17 protein-coding genes are annotated in these 19,695 nt (G+C 60.4%); 12 read left to right on the top strand and 5 right to left on the bottom strand.

The window, feature by feature from the left end; translation table 11 throughout:
• Positions 1–373 precede the first annotated feature (373 nt).
• From V8683_RS20145 to V8683_RS20110, 8 genes are all read left to right on the top strand, one after another.
• Complete coding sequence (locus V8683_RS20145; RefSeq protein ID WP_411193470.1) at positions 374–1,660, top strand: porin; 1,287 nt, start codon at positions 374–376, stop codon at positions 1,658–1,660.
• A 238-nt stretch (positions 1,661–1,898) separates the two neighbouring features.
• Complete coding sequence (locus V8683_RS20140; RefSeq protein WP_411193471.1) at positions 1,899–3,104, top strand: porin; 1,206 nt, start codon at positions 1,899–1,901, stop codon at positions 3,102–3,104.
• Between the two features lie 317 nt (positions 3,105–3,421).
• A complete protein-coding gene (locus V8683_RS20135; RefSeq protein WP_411193473.1) occupies positions 3,422–3,799 on the top strand; it encodes a hypothetical protein in 378 nt (125 codons plus the stop codon).
• Positions 3,800–3,905: 106 nt separating this feature from the next.
• Positions 3,906–4,835: a LysR family transcriptional regulator gene (locus V8683_RS20130; RefSeq protein ID WP_411193474.1), complete on the top strand. Its 930-nt coding sequence runs from the start codon at positions 3,906–3,908 to the stop codon at positions 4,833–4,835.
• 41 nt (positions 4,836–4,876) lie between these two features.
• Complete coding sequence (locus tag V8683_RS20125) at positions 4,877–5,551, top strand: response regulator transcription factor (protein WP_411193475.1); 675 nt, start codon at positions 4,877–4,879, stop codon at positions 5,549–5,551.
• A 238-nt stretch (positions 5,552–5,789) separates the two neighbouring features.
• A complete protein-coding gene (locus tag V8683_RS20120; protein WP_411193476.1) occupies positions 5,790–6,041 on the top strand; it encodes a DUF4148 domain-containing protein in 252 nt (83 codons plus the stop codon).
• Positions 6,042–6,681: 640 nt separating this feature from the next.
• The gene (locus tag V8683_RS20115) at positions 6,682–7,461 is read left to right on the top strand and encodes a hypothetical protein (RefSeq protein ID WP_411193478.1); all 780 of its coding nucleotides are present in this window, start codon (positions 6,682–6,684) and stop codon (positions 7,459–7,461) included.
• Positions 7,451–7,873 carry a hypothetical protein gene (locus V8683_RS20110; protein ID WP_411193480.1) on the top strand — a complete coding sequence of 141 codons (423 nt, stop codon included), beginning with the start codon at positions 7,451–7,453 and terminating at the stop codon, positions 7,871–7,873. The genes V8683_RS20115 and V8683_RS20110 overlap by 11 nt, the downstream gene beginning before the upstream one ends.
• Positions 7,874–8,032: 159 nt before the next feature.
• Here V8683_RS20110 and V8683_RS20105 read toward each other — a convergent pair whose 3' ends face one another.
• From V8683_RS20105 to V8683_RS20085, 5 genes are all read right to left on the bottom strand, one after another.
• On the bottom strand, positions 8,033–8,740 hold the full coding sequence (locus tag V8683_RS20105; protein WP_411193481.1) for a response regulator transcription factor: 708 nt from the start codon (positions 8,738–8,740) through the stop codon (positions 8,033–8,035).
• Positions 8,741–8,761: 21 nt separating this feature from the next.
• On the bottom strand, positions 8,762–10,186 hold the full coding sequence (locus V8683_RS20100) for a sensor histidine kinase (RefSeq protein ID WP_411193482.1): 1,425 nt from the start codon (positions 10,184–10,186) through the stop codon (positions 8,762–8,764).
• Between the two features lie 6 nt (positions 10,187–10,192).
• A complete protein-coding gene (locus V8683_RS20095) occupies positions 10,193–10,867 on the bottom strand; it encodes a response regulator transcription factor (RefSeq protein ID WP_411193591.1) in 675 nt (224 codons plus the stop codon).
• Positions 10,868–11,050: 183 nt separating this feature from the next.
• Entirely contained in the window at positions 11,051–11,743 is a 693-nt protein-coding gene (locus tag V8683_RS20090; RefSeq protein ID WP_411193483.1) for a response regulator transcription factor, read from the bottom strand.
• Positions 11,744–11,763: 20 nt separating this feature from the next.
• A complete protein-coding gene (locus V8683_RS20085; protein ID WP_411193484.1) occupies positions 11,764–13,224 on the bottom strand; it encodes a sensor histidine kinase in 1,461 nt (486 codons plus the stop codon).
• Between the two features lie 1,837 nt (positions 13,225–15,061).
• Between V8683_RS20085 and V8683_RS20080 the strand changes: the two genes are divergently transcribed.
• From V8683_RS20080 to V8683_RS20065, 4 genes are all read left to right on the top strand, one after another.
• The gene (locus V8683_RS20080; protein ID WP_411193485.1) at positions 15,062–16,441 is read left to right on the top strand and encodes a replication initiation protein; all 1,380 of its coding nucleotides are present in this window, start codon (positions 15,062–15,064) and stop codon (positions 16,439–16,441) included.
• A gap of 801 nt (positions 16,442–17,242) precedes the next feature.
• A complete protein-coding gene (gene parA / locus V8683_RS20075; RefSeq protein ID WP_411193486.1) occupies positions 17,243–17,926 on the top strand; it encodes a ParA family partition ATPase in 684 nt (227 codons plus the stop codon).
• Positions 17,916–18,917: a ParB/RepB/Spo0J family partition protein gene (locus V8683_RS20070; protein WP_411193487.1), complete on the top strand. Its 1,002-nt coding sequence runs from the start codon at positions 17,916–17,918 to the stop codon at positions 18,915–18,917. The genes parA and V8683_RS20070 overlap by 11 nt, the downstream gene beginning before the upstream one ends.
• A gap of 525 nt (positions 18,918–19,442) precedes the next feature.
• A partial coding sequence (locus V8683_RS20065; protein WP_462880670.1) for a pyridoxal-phosphate dependent enzyme occupies positions 19,443–19,695 on the top strand: 253 nt, incomplete at its 3' end.

The raw sequence follows: 19,695 nt of genomic DNA, 5'->3' as shown, positions 1-19,695 counted from the left end.
CGGTCGGGATGGGTCAAGGTTGCGGCAACCGTATCCGGTCATGCTGTTGCCGCCGCAAGCAAAAAGCGCGCAAAGGTTTGCGCCACCGGCCCGACAAGCCCTTTACGTCCCTCTTACGGAAACGTTTCCAGGGCCCTGTTGTTACATATCAGAAATATGACAATGTAGAAGTGACACAACGCAAATTCAGAAAAACTGAATTTCAGTCGATTTCATCTGCTTACCAGTGAAAGCCCTGGCTATATTTCACGTCGCCGAAGGTTCTCCCCGGCGCGGACAGCCGAACCACGCGATTCGTTCAGTCCAACCACTAATAAATAGTCCTCAGCAATTCTCTCACTCAGCCACACTCAAAACGAGGAGCATCGTTTCCATGAACAAGAAGTACCTGATAGCAGCCCTGGCCCTGGGCCCGATCGCAGGCGTCGCGCACGCCGACGACAGCAATAGCGTGACGCTGTACGGCATTCTGGACGTCGCGGTTGGCGTGGTCGAGCATAGCGCAAACGGCAGCGCCACGTTCCCGGCTACCGTGAACCCGGTCAACAAGGTCAGCACGGCTTTCAAGAACCCGGTCTGGGGCATGTTCAACGGCGGTATTTCGGATTCGCGCTGGGGTATCCGCGGAAACGAAAACCTCGGCGGCGGAATGAGCGCGTTCTTCGACCTCGAATCGGGGATCAACGTGCCAACCGGCAGCATCAACAACGCTGCAGGCTCGCTCGCCGGCCAGAACAACACGGTCGGTGTGGCCTCGGCACTCAGCGGCCAGCTGTTTAACCGTGGCGCCTACGTTGGCTTGAAGCAGGATCAATACGGTGCGATCTCGCTTGGCCGCACGACGACGCTCGGTTACGACACCATCACCAACTACGACCCGATGTTCGCGGCGCAGCTGTTCTCGCCCCTCGGCTTTTCGGGTTCGTATTCGGCAGGCGGCATTACGGAAGGCTCGCGGACGGATAACAACATCAAGTACGTGAACCATTACGGGCCGTTTAATTTCGGCCTTTCGTACAGCTTCGGCGGCATCGCCGGCAAGTTCGGCGACGGCTCGACCTTCGGCGCGAACCTCGGTTATGAAGCCTACGGCATGGGCTTTCAGGCAACGTACTACCAGGCGCGCGATGCTCTCCACTCTGGTGGCCTGACCGGCGCGAATGCGGCAAACAGCGCCGCGCTCGGCCTGAACGTCGGTTCGCTCACGCTCACCAACGACGAAGACTTCATGGTCGCCGCGAAGTATTCGTATGGTCCGTTCACCGTCAAGGGCGGCTACGAGCACTACATCCTCAGTGCGCCGAGCGATCCGGACGTTCCGGGCTCGACGGTTTCGTACTTCGGCTACTCGGGTACGGTATCGAACCAGGGCTTCACGTCGGTCAACAACGTGTACTTCTTCGGCGGCGACTACAAGATCACGCCGGCGTTTGACGTGGCAGTTGGCTTCTATGACACGCAGCAGATGGGCAATGCCAACCAGTACGGCGGCAACCAGCTGCAATACTCGGTTCTGGCTGACTACCACCTGAGCCACCGCACCGACGTGTATGCCGGTTACATGTTCTCGAAGTACAACGGCGCCGAGTTCAGCAACTGGACGAACCACTACCAGACGAACAACTACATCGCTGCAGGTGGCCTCCGCACGATTTTCTGATGTAAATGACCCGGCGGGTCGTGGCGATAAAACAACAAGGGCGTGCGCAGCATGGGCGTGCACGCCCCGCCCGCCGGGGCAATCGAGCGATTTCGTTTCTTGAAATTCAGTATTTCCGGTCCTAGAATTTGACCAACCAGGGCATCTACGGATAATCCCGCTGAATTCGGCTCGCCGGGCGGGCCGCAATTTCATGAAGCTCTCACTGACAACCGCAACTCACTATAAAGATCCGTCAATGAAAAAAATCGCTCTCGCCGCAGCTGCGCTGGCGTCTTTCGCAGCAACTGCAGCCCATGCACAAAGCAGCGTCACGATCTACGGCGCGCTCGACGACTCGATCGCGTATTTCAGCCATCAGAAGGGTGCCGACGGCAAGTCGGGCGGCACGTGGCAACTCTCGCCGGGTAACCTCTCGCCGAACCTCTGGGGCCTGAAGGGCACGGAAGATCTGGGTAGCGGCCTCTCGGCAATCTTCAAGATCGAAAGCGGCTTCAATGTCAATACCGGTGCGAGCGGTCAGGGCGACCGTCTGTTCGGTCGCCAGGCTTATGTCGGCCTTGATTCGAACCAGGGCGGTACCTTCACCCTGGGTCGCCAGTACGACCCGCTGATCGACCTGATCCAGCCGCTCACCAACGACGGTGCGTTCGGTCCGACGTTCGCCACCCCGGGCGACATGGACAACTACGATAACAGCTATCGTACGAACAACTCGGTCAAGTACACGAGCCCGAACTTCGCCGGCCTGCAGATCGGCGCAATGTACGCGTTCGGCGGCGTGCCTGGCAGCACCGGCGCGGGTCAGACGATCGCTGTGGCGGCTGCGTACAACCATGGTCCGCTCGGCCTCGGCGCTGGCTACTTCCGCGCGAACAACGCCGGCGGCAACTCGACGTTTGATACGTTCAACTCGGGTGCAGGCGTTTCTGGCGCCCAGTTCGATTCGCAGGCGATCACTGGCGGCTTCCGCGGCGCCAACTCGCAGCAGATCATCCGTGCTGCCGGCGACTACGTGTTTGGCCCGGTCACGTTCGGCATCGCGTACAGCAACGTCGAATACGCAAACTACGGCTTTACGAACAGCACCGGTGCGAACGTTCAAGGCACCAGCCGTTTCAACACCGGACAGGCATTCCTGAACTATCAGGTCACGCCGGCTGCGATCCTCGGTGTCGGTTACGACTACACGAAGGGCTATGGCAACGGTGTCAACGCTGCCTACAGCCAGGTCAGCCTCGGCGGCGACTACTTCCTGTCCAAGCGTACCGACGTCTACGTGCTCGCAGGCTACCAGCACGCATCGGGCAACACGGTGGCTTACAACTCGACCAGTGGCCTCACTACTCTGACGACGGCCACGGCCTCGATGGGCGACTTCGGCAACGACGCAGTGGGCAACAACCAGACCATGGCAATGGTCGGTATCCGCCACAAGTTCTGATCGTTCCCGATCGCCACGAACGGCGAATGCCATGCGTTACGGCGCGGGCATTCGCCGTTTTTTCATCCAGCCCATACCTTCCTTGCGCCACATGAAACCCCTTTCATGTAATTAGCGCTTCTCGAACTCCCTCCGCACTACATCTCCCCGCTGGCCCCCGCCTCGCAAGGCACCCAGAAGAAAAGTTTTTGAAAGAAATTGAAGGATTTTTGTTATTTATTAAATAATTATTCATTTTCAGCGCACGACATCTTAAAACACTGACATCAAGTGCCCGTCGATAATCCTTGCAGTTTCAGGACTGCAAGGAATGGCGAATGTCCAAGCCGATGTCGGTTGAACTCGTCAACGAGTACGGCGAGCACGCGGTCTGCGTGAATGTGAACGGCAATGCGGCGCTGCTCGATGCGGCGGATGTCGACGGCCTGATCGAAGAACTCGGGAAGCTGCGCGCACAAATGCGTCCGGCAGTGCCCGAGCAGCTATTGCGCACGCATCAGTACGTGATCGAAATGGACCCGAGCTGGTACACCGAGCGCAACCCGCTCTTCGACGGCACCGTGGTGTTCTTCCGCCACACGGGGCTCGGCTGGGCGGGATTCGCGATCCCCACGGAAAGCATGCAACGGCTCAAGTCGGCGATCGAGGCGCAGGAGGCGGCAGCCGTTCAGGATCCGCACGCTTTGCCGAACTAGGCCGGCGCACGAGGCACGATGGGACGCGAGCGCAGCCCGGACAGGTGCGGCGAGTTCCCAGCTTGCTGCTCGATCTCGCATTTGCCTCAACACTACGGACTCGCAGATGAACCAGCTACAAGCCATGCGCGTCTTCACACGCGTCGTCGATCTAAACAGCTTCAGCCTTGCCGGCAAGCAGCTCGGCATGTCCGCGGCGGCCGTCACGCGTAGCGTCGGCATGCTCGAGGCGCATCTGAACATGCGCCTGCTGAACCGCTCGACGCGCAGCCTTTCGCTTACCGAGGCGGGCCGGCTGTACCTGGACGGCTGCCGCGCCGTGATCGAAAAGCTCGACGAGGTCGAATCGGAGCTCGTACGCGCCACGCGCGATCCGAGCGGCGTGCTGCGCATCGCCGCGCCGGCGGTGTTCGCCAATTCGGGGCTCGCTACCCTGCTGGGCACCTATCGCGCGTCGAATCCGCGCGTCGACTTCGACATCACGGCCTACGATACGCATATCGACATGATCGAGGGCGGTTTCGACGTCTGCTTCGCCACCGACCGCCAGCCGGTCAACGCCTCGCTCGTGAGCCGCAAGATCGCGTCCGTGAAGGAAATCGTCGTCGCCTCGCCCGCGTATCTTTCGCGCCGGGGCGCGCCGCGCACGCCCACCGATCTCGCGCAGCACGATCTGCTCGCGGTTTCCGACGCGCCGCGCGCATGGGAGTTCTCGGATGCCGAAGGCGCGCAGCGCGTGAGCGCCAACGGTCCGCTCACGGCGAACGGCTATGCCATGGTCCGCACGGCCGCGCTGGCCGACATGGGCATCGCGCTGCTGCCGCTACCCGTCGTGGCCGACGACATTGCGCGCGGCGGGCTCGTGCCGGTGCTCAACCAGTACGACGTCAACGGCGGCCTGCAGCACATCTCGATCGTGTACTCCGGCCGCAATTACCTCACCATGAAGGTGCGCAGCTTCATCGATTTCGCCGTGGAACAGTTCCGCGCGAACCCCGCGCAAAGCTCGCCGGTGCCGCTGCGCGCCGTCGCCTGATGCCTTTTCCTCTGTAACACCGTCACGAAACCTGGATCACCATGCCCAGACTCCTGACCATCGAAGACGACGCCGTCACCGAACACAGCGTCATCCCTACGCTCACCTCCGCCGGGTTTACCGTCGATGTCGCCCGCACCGGACGCGAAGGCATCGCGATGGTGATGGCCGGCGACTACGACGTCATCGCGCTCGAACGGCGCCTGCCCGACCTGGACGGTCTGACCATCGTCACGACGATGCGCGGCGTCGGCATCGAAACCCCCGTGCTCGTCATGAGCTCCACGAGCGGCGTGGAAGAACGTATCCAAGGCCTGCGCGCCGGCTGCGACGACTATCTCACGCGACCGTTCTCCATCGACGAGATGTCCGCCCGCCTCGAAGCGCTCGTACGGCGCCGCTCGCGCCCTACCTCCACGGAAACGGTGCTGCGCGTGGGCCCGCTCGAACTCGACCTCGTCAAACGCAAGCTGACGTGCCGCGACAAGATCCTGCGCCTGCGGCCCACGGAATTGCGCGTGCTCGAATTCATGATGCGCCACGCGGGCCAGGTCCTCACGCGCACGATGATCTTCGAGGGCGTGTGGGGCGGCCGCTTCGATCCGGGCACCAACCTCGTGGACGTTCACGTCGGGCGGCTGCGCAACCGCGTGGATACGCCCGGAGAGCCCTCGCTGATCCGCACGATACGCGGGTCGGGCTATCTGCTCGGCTAACAGGACGCGCCGCCTGCCGGCGCGTTTTTTAGCATCGATTTAATCAGTAATCCTTCTTGAAACTCAGGGCCTGCAACGTGCTGACCGGGCACCGAACGATCTCAGTTTTGTCTCTAAATTTTTATTCATGTTCCTGCTTCCGGTTCGATAGTGCCGCCTCACTATGCTTCCAATACCGGGATGCGATTTATCGCATTCGCTTACCGGCCAACGATTTCGTTACTGGAGAACAGGCAACATGAAGACCCTTATGATCATCGCAGCACTCGCCGGTCTCGCCACGACCACGTCCGCATTCGCCCAGAGCGCCAACGCAGGCACCCCACTCGCCCAACCGGCCGCGGCCACGCAGGTCGCAGCGAATGCAACCGCGCAGCCGTATGGCCAACCGGTCGCGCAGAAGACCCGCGCGCAGGTTTATCAGGAACTCGTGCAGGCCGAGCAGGATGGCCAGCTTGCGTATCTGAACTCGACGGTGTACGCGCATTGAACGGCCAGTACGCGAAGCGACAGACAACAATCAGGGAGAACGGCATGCGCTTCGCGTGCCGTTAGTTTTTTGTGGACACGTTACGCATAGCAAACGACGAAAAGGTAACCGGTTCCCACAAACGGTTACTTTTTCCGCTGCATAAGGCTTCGAAGAGGCACCGTGCTATTCCAGTGCTATTCATCGACAAGCCTCGTTCGACCGCGCGCTGTAACGTCCCCGCAAGCGGCACGCGGTAGCAGTTCGCAAACCCAGCACGACGATGTCATGCGTCTCGAGGGATCTGCGGCTGTCCGATACGAGCGTCACTATGACTTGCAACTTCTGGAATCGGTGCGCACGGAGAGATCAACGCCGAGCATGCAGTGCTATATCGGCGCGGCTCGCAAATGTGTCGACAGCAAGACTCAGCGCAAGCTCGTCGAGACGGTGCCCGAGTTGGAGGTGAGCATGAAGTCACCGGGGACGCAAGGCTATACAAGTTCCGTTTCCGGCTTGTGGGGCACTCGAGATTAGCCGAACGGCGGAGACGCCCGGGTGCACAAAAAGATTTGATTTTCATCGAAAATGTTAGTATTCGCGTTATCCACGGAATCCAACGTGCGTTTGCGCCTTTGCGCGGAATAAGAATTTCTACTTCATGGTCGCTCCACGAGCAAAATCTGTCGCCGAAGAAGCATTCGACGAACTGTCGTCCCTTGTGCACAACGATTGGGACTCCCTCGACCCGTTTACCCTCGCCCGCCTCGAGCGAGCCGCCAGGAACGGCATTTCCGTCGATCCCATTCTGGCCCATCAGGTTCTCGGCATAGTGGCGGCCATCCGGTGGGATGACGCCACTATGGACGAACAGTTCGGCATAGCCATGCGCTACGACACGGGGGCGACTGTGGAAGAAAATTACGCGTCTACGCTCGACGGTGTGGAGCGTTGTATTGAAAGCGCAAACATGTACGAGCGTGCGGCAAATACGCACCCAACCGACCTCGCGATCTGGCGTCTCGCAATGCGGGCCAACTGGCAAGCAGGCCGGTGGCAGCGAACTCTTGAACTGGCGGACGTGCTGGCACAACGTTCTCCTGATGAAGAGTTCCCTCACCTTGAGACGCAAAAACAACTCATCGCCATGGCTGAACGCAATGGCGTCTCGCTGTCGACGATTGAGACGCTGCACACGGCGCTGTATTCGTTTCTCCATGACCGGCGCGTCCATTCGGTTGGAACGACCTGCCATTCGGATACGACTCCCGGAGAGGAATCGATCTATATCATGGTCAGAATCAGAGGTGATCTTGAGCAAGTGAAGCGGCTGGACGAGGAATTGACCCCTGTCCTGTTCGACGCGGTTGACGATTTACCTCTGGGGTCGTTTTGCATTGGCCTTGTAGCTGAAGAGCGGGAGGACGCACGTGTCTCCTGAGGAATTTATCGAGACCGCCGAGCGCTTGCTCGTCGAGCCGTGCAAGGAGGCTGATCGGCGAAGCGCCATCTCGCGTGCATACTACGGCGCGTTGCATGCAAGTCGTCATAGCGTGCCGCTTCCCTTTGCAGCAACCGAGGCCGAGCTTAGCCACGGAGAAACGCACAAGGCGATCATCGATAGTTTGGCAAGGTGGGGAAAAGCGGCGGCACCCGGCCGTACCGACGCACAACAGGCGGCCAGAAGTCTGGCCACTCTGAAGAAAGCCCGCAAGAACGCAGACTACGAGATCGCCGATCCCGTCAATCCGCGCGACGTTGCTTCTTGCGTTGACGACTCGAAGAAGATACTCAAGTTGGTGCGCGCCGCTCGCACGCTCTACGACAAGCAGCAAAGTCCCAAGCAAGCCTAAGTTCTGTGGCCGTAAAACAAGCGACCATTTGATCGGCGTAGTACCAGCCTCAAGCGAGTCGGACAAGGCCAGACAAGGGCTTTCTGCGAACCGACGCCTCGGTGAGAAAAGCCTCTGGCCAGTTCCCACAAACGGTTACCTTGAGCACGCGCATCTTCCTCAATGTGGTTTAGGCAACGTCAGTTGATAGCCGTACCGGCTGATCGTTTCGATGCGCGCTTCGAAGGCTTCGCGTTCGAGCTTGCGGCGCAAGCGCGACACAACGAGATTGACGGTGGACGGGTCGATCTCGTCCTTGTCCGGCCACGCGTAGCGGATCATCTGGTCGCGCGGCACCGGCGTGTCGGGATGGCGCAGCAGGCACTCCACCAACAGATATTCACGACGCGTCAGCTCGACGCGATGCGTACCCTCGACAATCTCGCGCGTGCCGGCATCGAGCTGCGGAATCGCGCTCTTCGCCGTAGCCGCTTTGGCCGATGCGGAAACGGGCGCGGCGCTCACCGTGCGCATCAGTGCAAGCAAACGTTCGTGCATTTCGATGAAGGAAAACGGATAACGAAAGCAGGCATCCGCGCCGGCGCGCAACACCTGGGATCGCGCGTGGGCACCGGCTTCGATACCGAGCACGGCGAGTATCGTGGCGCCGGGCGTCGCCTTCACGAGCTTCGGCAGCATGTCGAGCAGCGGCGTTAGCCACGCGCTGTCCAGCGCCATGACGATCACCGCATCGAATGGCTCTTCGCTCGCCAGAAAGAGGCCGTCGCGCAGATCCTCGGCGCGCTGCAGGCTGTGGGCGCTTTCCTGCAACGCCTTCTGCAGCCAGGCCCCTTCCGCATGCAAGGGGGAAATAAGCAGTATGCGCATGAACTTGCATCCGGTTGATTGTCAGGCCAGCGTGCTCGACCAGCACTCGACGCTCATGCGCGTTCCCGGGCCGCCTGCGCGGTCCATGTCGGGTGCGTCGTCGATGTGAAGCGTGAAGTCGTGTACGCGCAGCACGGCGGCGACGATGGAAAGGCCCAGCCCCGAGCCAGCCAGATGTCGCACGGTGTCGCCGCGATAGAACCGTTGCAGCACGGCCGCGCGCTCGCTGCGGGCGATGCCCGAGCCGTTGTCGGCCACCTCGACGAGCGGTCCCTGCTTCGTGGCGCGCAAGGTCACGCGCACGGCGCCGCCGGGCGGCGCGAATTTGATCGCGTTGTCGATAAGGTTGCTGAACGCCTCGAAGAGCAAGGCACGGTCGCCGTGAATTTCAGGCACCGGCTCGACCTTCACGCTCCAGCACACCTCGCGGCTTTCCGCGAGCGGTTCGTACAGGTCCGCGAGGTCCGCGATCAGCGGTTTGAGGTCCACCGCCGCAAACCCGCCGCGCCGTTTGAGCGTGCCGATTTCGGAAATGCGCAGCATCGCGCGGAAACGTTCGAGCAATTGACCGGTTTCGGTGCGGGCGCGTTCGAGCATCCCCGCACCTTCCGCGTCGCCCTTCATGCTCTCGCGTTCGGCAACGCGTGCGAGCAGGGCGTGCAGATGCACGAGCGGCGTGCGCAGGTCGTGCGCGATGCCGTCGCAAGCCCCTTTCACCTCGGTCATCAGGCGCTCGACTTCGTCGAGCATGTGATTGACGAGCTGCGCAAGCATGTCGATCTCATCGCGGCCCGCCACGGGCAAGCGCTGAGCCAGATCGCCGCGCGCGATGGACAGCGTGGCACTGCGAATCTCGCGCACGCGCCGGATCTGCCGCATGCCCAGCACGAAGCCGCTCGCCACCGCCGCGAGCATGGCCACCGCGCCGCCCACCACGAGCGTGCGGATCACGAACTGGCGAATGCGCAGCACATAGGTCATGTCGCGCGCCACGACGAGATGCAGACCGTTCGGCCGCACCTCGCCCATCGCGCGCACGATAGGCGACGGTCCGCCGGACTGCAGCCGCAGGGTGTGGTGAAGCGTGCGGCCCGTACGCGTGAACGTGAGGTTGGGCGGCGGCACCAGCATGTCGCCGGCTACGTACTGGCCATCCGGGGCGAAGAGGCCGTAGTAGTTCGCGTGCATGTGTTCGTGTTCGAGGCGCTCGCGGATCGCGCCCGGCAGGGCCTCGTCGGCCAGCGAATCGAAGTAGATCAGTTGCCACTTGAGAATCGAGTCGGTGTCGTCTTCGATCGAAGCGTTTGCCGTCCACGCGACGAAACCCACGAGCGAAATGAGCAGGATGCCGAAGAGCGCCGTGTAACCGATGAGCCAGCGAAACGTCGTGGTGTACCAGCGCCGTCCGGAACGGACCGGCGGCGCGGCGGAAGAGCGGCTCTCCACGCAGCGTTATCCGATGATGTAGCCGGAGCCGCGCACCGTCTGGATCAGTGGCGGCACGCCCGGCGGGTCGATTTTCTTGCGCAGGCGCCCCATGTGCACGTCGATCAGATTGGTGCCCGGATCGAAGTGGTAGCCCCACACGGCCTCGAACAGCATCGTGCGCGTAATGGTCTTGCCTGCGTGACGCATCATGAATTCGAGCACGCGGTACTCGGTGGGCAGCAAGGTCACCTCCTCGCCGTCACGGTGCACCTTGCGCGAAATCAGGTCGAGTTCGAGCGGGCCCACGCGCAGCGCCGTCTCGCGCGCGACGGTAGCCGCCTGGCGCCGCCGCAGCAGCACTTCGAGACGCGCCGTCAGTTCTTCAGGATCGAAAGGCTTGGTGAGGTAGTCGTCGCCGCCCGCGCGCAGGCCGCGCACGCGTTCATCCACGTCGCCCAAGGCGCTCAGCATCAGCACCGGCGTCTGGATGCCGACCGTGCGCATGGCCGTGACGATGGACAGGCCATCCACGCCCGGCAACATGCGGTCGAGCGTGATGATGTTGTAGTCGTCGCTCAGCGCGCGAGCCATGCCGTCGCGGCCGTTGTCGACCCAGTCGACCTCGTAGCCGCGCTGCTTCAGTTCGCTGACAATTTCATTGGCTGTGACGGCGTCGTCTTCCACCGTCAATACGCGCACCTGGCTCATCCGTTTCGCACTCCGTCGTGCCGACCGCACGACCTTTCAGAAATTTCGAGTTTACCGTCGCCTCGCCCGATTTCTGCGATTCTTTCATGAAAATAAATTTAAATTTTGAGGGACGCAAGTCCCCAGACGGACGGAACGAGCGTCCGTATCCGGAGAAGAAGGCCTGCACTGCCCTTACGATTGTGGCCCGAACGCCTCTGGCGGCCGGACGTCGAGCTGGTAGCCGTAGCGACTGACGGTCTCGATGGTGGTACGCGCACCTTCGGCGCCGAGCTTGCGGCGCAGCCGCGAGACGACGAGGTTCACGCTGGAGGCTTCGACATCGCCCTTCTCGGGCCACGCATAGCGAATCAGATGGTCACGGGCGACCGGTGCGCCGACGTAGCGCAGCAGGCATTCGATGAGCAGATATTCACGCGTGGTGAGGGAGATGCGCTGGGCGTCCTCGACGAGATCGCGCGTCAACGGGTCGAGGCGCACGGGCAAGGGGGCCGTCGGCGTTTGGGTGGCACGCTGCAGGGCCAGCATGCGCTCCTGGATCTCGAGGATCGACCACGGCTGAACGAAGCAGGCGTCGGCGCCTGCGCGCAGCAGCCGCGCGCAGGCGGCCGGCGTCGCTCGCATCAGGGTGACGATGATGGCCGGGGCCGCGGGCAACTGCGCAAACGCGGCCAGCGCCTCGGCAAGGCCCTCGGGCGTCTGGGCGCCCGGCGTGCAGAGGAGGATCGCGTCGAAGGGCTCTTGCGAGGCAAGGTAGGCCGCGTCGTGAAGATTGTCGGCAATCTCGACGCTGTTCAGGCTCTCGCTCAGGGCTTTATGCAGGTAGCCTCGCTCCGTATCGGAGGAGGAGCACAGCAGGACTCTCATCGGCAGGTTGTTATGAGCGGCTAGGTATGGTGCGGCCAGCAGTCTATCGTCACGACCGTCCCCTTGTCTGCACCGCCAATGGACAATTCGAAATCGTGCAGCCGCACGATCGCGAGGACGATGCCAAGACCGAGCCCGCTGCCCGGCAGGTGCCGCGTGCGCTCGCTGCGGTAGAAGCGGCCGAGCACCGCGCTGCGTTCGTCGGGCGCGATACCCGGCCCGTCGTCGCTGACCACCAGTTGCGATCCTGCTTCTCCCGCGCGCAGGACCACGTCCACATGGCCGCCCTCGGGCGCAAACTTGATCGCGTTGTCGAGCAGATTGCTGAACGCCTCGAACAGCAATTCCGGGTCCGCATGGATCGGATTGGCCGGCGCGATCGACGAGGTGAGGACGATGGACTTCTCTTCGGCAAGCGGCGCATAAAGCTCGTAGAGCTCGCCGACGAGGTCCGGCAGCGCGACGGACCCGAAGCCGCTGCGCCGCTGCATCGCACCGATTTCGGAGATGCGCAGGAGCGCTGCGAAGCGGCCGAGCACCGAATCGGCTTCGTCGCGCGCGCCGACCAGCATCTGCGCGACGCCAGGTTCGCCGCGGCGTTCGAACGTGTCGGCAGCCGTCGAGAGGCGCAGGCGCAGACGCGTGAGCGGCGTGCGCAGGTCGTGCGCGATGCCGTCGCAGGCGCTCTTGACCTCTCCCATCAGGCGCTCCACTTCGTCGAGCATGCGGTTCACGAGGTGCGACAGCATATCGAGTTCGTCGCGGCCGGCCACCGGCAACCGCTGGGCGAGATCGCCGCTCGCAATGCGGCCCGTCACCCGCCGGATTTCCGCCACACGGCGGATCTGCCGCATGCTCAGCACGAGCCCGGCGCCGAGGCTCGCGGCAAGGCAAAGCAGGCCGCCGCCGAAGATCGCTTTCATGAGCTCGTCGTGCACATGGTGCACATCCGAAAGCGTGCGGGCCACCACGAGCACCGATCCGTTCGCACGAATCTCGCCCATGACGCGCAGCGCGGGCCGGTCGTCGCCGATGTCTACGCTCAGGGACTGCCCGATCTTGTGCTCGAACGTGTGCCCGTAGCGCTCCAGCTTGAGACCCTCGGGCAGCATGCGGATATCCCCGGCCTGCCAGTGGCCGGCGCCGTCGAACAGGCCATAGAAGTTATGCTGGTGCTCCTCGCGTTTAAGACGCTCGCCGATTGCGCCCGCGACGGCATCGTCGGGGCGCGAATCGAAGTACCGGAGTTGCCAGCGCAGGCCGCTATCGGTTTCGCGCTCCATCGCGCGGGTCACCGAATATTCGATCACGCCGAGCAGCGCCATGAACGACAGCGAAAAGATCGCCGCGTACGCGGTGAACCACCGAAACGTGGTGGTCTGCCAGCGATCGCGGGAGACACCCGCAGTTGCGGCGACATGCCGCGACGGCACGGGCACCAACTTGCCGGACTTGCCAGTGGCCCAGCCGGGTGGACTCATCGCAAACCTCGCTCGCACCGGGCTGCGGAGACCGACGGGCGCATCGCGGCGAGGCGTACGCGACGCCCCCGGCCATTGCAAGGCGCCGGCGGCCCGAAGGTGCTGACTGACATGACGATCCCCGAAGGCTTATCTATATGTGTTCCGTGCTACGGCAGGTTCACGGACGTAACACTGCCTTTAACGGCCAATCATAGTGGGGACTTGCGACGGCAACGGCATCAGTACGATGAATACCAGGTTATTTTTTTACGAATAGCTAACATGAGTCTGTCGAATTTTCGGTCAGCCGGGGATACCTTGTGAGTAACCACCGACGGAAGACGTCATGCTCTTAGGGTGATTTTGGACCTGTTGGACGGTGGACCTGCGCAAGGTCACCTGAGCACCCGCTGCAGTGCACCAGTTGAATTGGCGCTGGCCTCGGATCCGAACTCCAGCAGATCATCCTGTTGGTTCCCATGTTTGGTGACCTGAGCCAGGTAACCGTGTATGGGAAACTTTTTGTCGCTCTGCGAGCGACACGCCTTCGATGGATTGATGGATTCAATTCAGCAAGGAATCTTGGGATCCGAGAGCGGGCAGCAACAGTTCGGTGCACTCCGCGAAGAGCCGCAGGTTCTCCCATAACCCGTGACCTTTTGCCTTCCCGAGCTCCCATAGCTGGCAACCATAGAGCACATTTCTTCAGTTGATCATAGGGTTGCGCACCTAACTGAATGTAGATCCTCAGCATCTCGCGTAATCAAGCCAAAAAGCAGGAGGTCACGTAACCCCCGCCGGATGGGGATGGTAGCCAGCTATGGGGTCCGGGGAAGTTGGTGACCACTTACTTGTCTATAGGGTACCGGTTTTGGGAGACTTCTTTCTCCTCGAACACGGGTTTCTGTGTTTACTTCAACGCTTTAACTACTTTAGTAAACCTTTAGCAGGCTCAAAGCCTTGCCTGGTAAGGCTTTCCGGGCGATTGGGTGCCCTCTTGTGGGATTCCGGTTACCTCGTATGGGAGTTCGGGTTTGTGGATATGGGAAACCGGTAGCCAACGATGGGAATTTGAGGTCGTGGATATGGGAGAAAGGTCTCGGTGTATGGGATCAATGGCCCATCTCGCTCCAGGTAGCATGTTATGGGACGCTAGTCAGGTTCCTGTTTATGGGGAATTTGGGACGATTGGGAGTCCGGGCCCAAGGATGAACGGGCTGGTTTGGTCACTGGTTATGGGGGTATTTCTGGGTAACCGATTATGGGAGCGTACCTGGATCCGTGGGAAAGGTCGCTTGGCTCGACAAGGGCCGTGTCCTTTCGTGGAGCCCCTTTGCCCCGCACGCCGATTCATTGGTATCTGATTATGGGAGAAATTGAAGGTTACCGATTATGGGGGTTTTATGCCCGGCAGGTCCCTGTATTCACGCCGGCGGCGCAGTGTTTAGGTAGCTGGTTATGGGGTGTCTCGAAGGTCACCGGGAATGGGATATCGTTCCGGTCATCGACTCGCCGGTCTGTGGACAACTGCCTGATGGCGATTTATCCCATAAGCGGGTACCTTTCCATCATTGTCGTGTTTCATCTTGGTATGTGAGCACTCACTCTTATTCTTCAGGTCACCATCTATGGGAGTCTTGTTGGGTGATTGGAATCCAAAGGTCCCGTGCTATGGGAGACTTGCGCATCGCCTTGGAGGGCATCGACAGGTGCGTTCAGGGCGATGCAGGCGGGGCTGTCAACTGCTACGTGTCCGGCTGTCGTGTGACAGCACCGAATAGAATGCACCCTTGAGTCACCTGATCGCTTGGTATACAGTTACCAACCGATCAGGTTCCCTTACACCGTGGGTCATATGGCAAGAAAGAAGGCCGATGCCGGCGACGCCGACAAACAAGGCGCACTCGTATTTCAGCAAGGCCAGCCGCCTGATCTCTTCCGCAAGGCCGTCCCGGCGATTCACATCGCACCGAAGTCCGGGTCGATCAGCCTCCAGCAGCGCAAGATGTTCAGCTCTCTGATCAAGAACGCCATCCGTCAGGATTCGCTGGAGCCGGGCCGGTCGTCGTTTGAAATCACCATCTCCGCCCTCTCGCAGGACGTCGATCTGAACAGCAACAACACCGAGTACGTCAAAGAGACGATCAACTCGCTCATCAGTACGGTCGTCAACTGGGACTACCTCACCCAGGACAAGCGCAGCATCTGGAAGGCATCCGGTCTGCTCGCGGGCGCCGAACTCGAGCGCTCGGTACTGCGCTATACGTTCTCGGAACAGATTCGCGGCGAACTGCTGAACCCCGAGATCTACGCGATGATCGACATGCGGATCACGCGGCAGTTCAGGAAGGCGCACTCGCTTGCCTTGTGGGAGAACGTCGTGCGCTACGAAGCCGTCGGCATGACAGCGCGCTTTCCGCTGGCGACCTTGCGCGATCTGATTCTCGGCCAGGATACGTCGGCGCAGTCGTACAAGCTCTACAAGCAGTTCAAGAGCCGCGTGCTGGTGCCGTGCATCAAGGAGGTCAACGAGATCTCGGATCATCTCTTCGAATTGATCGAACATAAGGTGGGACGCTCGGTCGTCTCGCTGCAGTTTCGCGTCACGCGCAAGCCGGAGACCGATTCCTCCCAGGAATTGCGTGCAAACGAGACCGTGCTGATCGGCGAGATGTCGAAATTCAGTATCCCGGTTTCCGAGGCGCGCCGGCTGCTGAAACAGTACGGCGAAGAGAAGATCCGGACGGCCGTGGCCTACACGGCAGCGCGTGTTGCACAAAAGAACGCGGCACCGCTTGCAAACGTGGCCGCGTATTTCCGCAAGGCGCTGATGCAGGGCTACCAGTTGCCGGGCGCGAATGCGGCGGCTGTCGGTGCGGGTGCCGAAACGGCGAAGGCACGCGAAAGCCAGGATCAAGTGAAGGATCGCTATATCGCCGCGAAGATCACCGAGGCGCGTTCCTATTTCAACGAGCTCGAGTACGACGACCAAACGGCGCTCATCAAGCGCTACAACGAGACGGTCGGGATGGACAAGCTCAAGGTGTCGACGACGAAGGTGCCTTCGAAGATGGCATCGACGAACTTCTTCCGCTGGGTCGTGCTGGACACCTGGGGACAGCCGACCGCGGCGGATCTTCTCGAGTTTTTGCTGAACGGACAGCAAGGAGCGGTCGCGGCCGATGCGCTTTCGGCAGCGGATGTCGATCTTGCGCTGAAAGCGCGTTTCGAGTGAGAGGTTGGGCACCCAGCCCTGCTGGTCGTTAACTATTCCTGCCAGATTGGATTACGCCGGGATTTAGCCGAATTTATCTATTATTCCAAGAAAATATAATTCGACGGTGGACGCTGTAGTGAGCCATGGATGCGGCAACACGCCCCCTGCTCTACTGACTGGTTTCAGTTATCCGACACCGGCAGACATCATCTCAAACTTCGACCTTTACGGCATTTCTTCCCCTTCCTTGGTTCGGCTGTTTGCCTTTCACAAGTCTCCACGTGGAGACTTGTGAAGCCTCGCTCCCTCTAACGTTGTGTGTACGAAGAATCGCTTCATAGGCTGCCAGCCTGTGTGGCTTGGGCTGCCGCATATTTCGTAGACTCGATAGCACCGAGTACATATCTCCACGTGGAGAAAGCTCTGTATGAGGCGATTGTTCATTCTGCGTGACTGCGTTGAATCTCTGTTGATCAGCTTTGGCTGAGTACAGACGTACATTCGCGAGCCGAAGGCTTTTCCCGATTAGAGAAACGCGGAATTAGCCACCATTGATGGTTTAGAAGACGTGGCCTCACAGTCTCCACGTGGAGAGCGAGGAACACTCTGTGTCTGCTGTTTGATTAACAAAAAGCCGTAATGGAAATGAGCAAAATCTTGTCCAGTTGATCAAAAGGTTGTGAGCAGACAACAAAATCGAGGTAAAACCTAGAATTTACTTTAACTTCCCGCTAGACTTCGAGGTGCTTCGCTGAAGTCTCCACGTGGAGAGCGCACACAGGGACGACAGCTCTTGGAACATCTGTCTTGGAGAGCCGAATGGGACTGGTCATTGCCGTAGCGAACCAAAAAGGTGGGGTGGGTAAAACCACCACCACAATGAATCTGGCCGGAGCGTTTCAATCCGAAGGATACAAAGTCTATGTTGCAGACGCCGACGGCCAGCAATCCTGCATGAGCTGGTGCGCTGCGGCTGGGCCGGAAAGCCCATTACCGTTCCGGGTGGGAAGCATCCACAAGCTTGAAAAAATGATCGGGCCGGAAGTCGCCGCCCTCGCTGACGACTACGACGTCGTCATTGTCGACTGCCCCCCAAACATCAACGATCTAACCACCGCCCGCGTACTGGCTGTTGCCGACGCAACGGTCATTCCGACCGACGCTTCACCTATCGACATCTGGAGTAGCGAAGGAATGATGGAGTTGGTCGAGCGCACTCGCGTGGCCAATCCGGCCGGAAAGTTCGCAATTTTGCTAAATAAATCGAATTCGAAGACGCTGCTACATACGCAAATGAGTGCCATCCTCGCGGAGAGCAATGTCCGTGTTCTGTCGTCGACGATCAAGCAGCGGGAGCTTTATCGGCAGACCGCCGCGCTCGGTCGCACCGTCTTCGACGTCCGTGGTGTGCGCGGCACCAAGATCGCAAAGGACGAAATCAACGCCGTCTACAACGAAATCATCGCGCTCGTACAAGAAGAGGAGGTTGCAGATGGCCGCTAAGCTCAATTTCACCAGCAAGGTCCGCGCGGGCATGGCGGCCGAACGTGTTTCGGCCGGAGAGCGCCTAGCCGAAGCCGACGTTGTCAATATCGCGCAGCGCGACGCCGGTACGGTCACGCAGCCTGAGGTCGACGAGGTGCAGGCACCATCGCATGCGCTTCGACAGATAGCGGTCGAAGACGTCGTTTCGAATCCCTATAATCCGCGCGCCTTCTATAGCGCAGAAACGATCGACGAGTTGGCCGACAGCTTCGAGAAGCAAGGCCAGATCACGCCGATTCTGGTCACGCGTCTTGCGGAGTTTCCCGGCAAGTACGTGATCGTCGACGGCGAGCGGCGTATCCGGGCCGCGCGTTCGCGAGGCGACAAGACGATCGAAGCGGACATCCGCGAAGGCCTCGACAACCAGAACCTCTATCTGCGCGCCTACCATGCGAACAAGGAGCGCGAAGAGCAGACGGTGTTCGACGACGCACTCGCGTGGAAGAAACTGCTCGAAGATGGCGTTTACGTCGACCAGGTGGAGTTGGGGGTGGCGGTCGGTGAGGATCCGAAACACATCAGCAAGGTGATTTCGCTGACGTCGCTCCCGCCGTTCCTGCTTCAGCGCATGGCGCAACATCGCGATGCCATGGGTCTGGGTCACGCGTACAACATCAAGCTTATTTTCGATCGTGCCGGGGCGACGGTCGCGGAGCATTGGCTACAGCAGGTCGTCGAAGGCAAGGCCAGCGTTCGCAAGCTTGAGGCCGCGGCTTCCGCAGAGGCGGGTGCGCGCCGTATTGGCCCGCGCCGCACGCACTACCAGTCACGTGTCCAGTTCAATCGCCGGGACGGGGTTGCGCTAGGCGAGCTGAAGTTATTCGGCGACGGGCGTGCGGAGCTGAGTCTCAAAGGTATCGCTCCTGCCGACCAGCAGCGGTTGGCCGAGCGGGTAAAAGCCGCAATCGAGCAGTGGGCGTCCGAGATCGATGCACCGGAAGCCGCGTAAGCGCGCCTGATATGGGCTTGACGGTAGGGCAGGGCTGCCGCGCTCGGAGACCTTTCGCCAAGGCTCGCCGACTCCGGTGAAATCGTCCCCGGGGTCGAATCCGTGAAACATGGCAGTATCTTTTCAGATGCGAAGTTTCTCCATAGAAATCAAATGGATAGTGCCTATTTCCTAGAATGTTTCACGAATCGGCAAGCATCGGATCAAGTCGGAAAGATTTTTGGGGGCCGTAGCGATTGTTTTCCCGTCATATCACCAAGTTGTACGCGAAAATGTATTGTTTAATACGTAAATAAAGATATTCAGTACGATGCGCTCGAAGCCATGATGATTGACAAATTCATGCTCCCCAGGCGATGCTGTCGTCCATGAACTGCCGTCCCTTCCGTATTGCACTGATTATTAGCACCATTCATCGAATGGTGGGTTAGTGCACGTCTGACAGCAGCGACGATAACCCGCCCCAAGAGGCGGGTTTTTTGTTTCCGCCTCCTGGACAAAACGAGAACTAGCCCAGGAGCATCCATGTCAGCCGAAGCAGGCTTTGCCGTTGTCGAAACCGAAACGGTCGTCACCGGCCAGTACGATTACCTGAAAAAGATCCTCACCGCGCGCGTCTACGACGTGGCGCGCGAGACCGAACTCGAACGCGCGCCGAACCTCTCGGCGCGCCTGTCCAACACGGTCTGGCTCAAGCGCGAGGACAACCAGCCCGTGTTCTCGTTCAAGCTGCGCGGCGCCTACAACAAGATGGCGCAGCTCACGCCCGCGCAGCTCG

The organism is Paraburkholderia sp. AV2, assembly GCF_054968425.1.
Note: the sequence above shows the minus strand (reverse complement) of the source record. Positions and strands in the feature narration are given on the sequence as shown.